Origin of the sequence: Streptomyces sp. NRRL B-1140 (genome assembly GCF_001280065.1) — a bacterium.
GTDB lineage: Bacteria > Actinomycetota > Actinomycetes > Streptomycetales > Streptomycetaceae > Streptomyces.
This window is the reverse complement of sequence record NZ_LGEA01000007.1, coordinates 1-420: the sequence shown is the minus strand read 5'-3', so window position 1 is coordinate 420 and position 420 is coordinate 1. Positions and strand designations below refer to the sequence as shown.

Below are 420 nucleotides of genomic sequence, written 5' to 3'. Positions count from 1 at the left end.
TCCTCCGGCCCGACCGTCGTCGCCTCGCCGCTCCAACTGGGCGTCCAGTCGGGCAAGTCGGGCACCTACGAGGTGAAGCTGTCCAAGCAGCCCACCGCCAGCGTGACGGTGACCTCGGCCCGCGCGAGCGGCAACTCGGGCCTGTCGGTCACGGGCGGCGCCTCGCTGACCTTCACCCCGCAGAACTGGAACACCGCGCAGAAGGTGACCGTGGCGGCCGCGAACTCGGGTACCGGGTCGGCCGTGTTCGAGTCGACGGCGCCGGGTCACGCCAAAGCCTCGGTCACCGTCACCCAACTGGCGGCGTCGAAGGTGTACGACGCCCGTTTCCTGGAGCTCTACGGGAAGATCACCAACCCGGCGAACGGCTACTTCTCTCCCGAGGGCATCCCCTACCACTCGGTCGAGACGCTGATCGTC

General features: G+C 68.8%; 1 protein-coding gene. It reads left to right on the top strand.

Translation table 11 applies throughout. From position 1 onward, the window contains the following. Positions 1 to 420: glycoside hydrolase family 48 protein (locus tag ADK65_RS02935; protein ID WP_420708949.1), on the top strand; the 420-nt coding region annotated here is incomplete at both ends.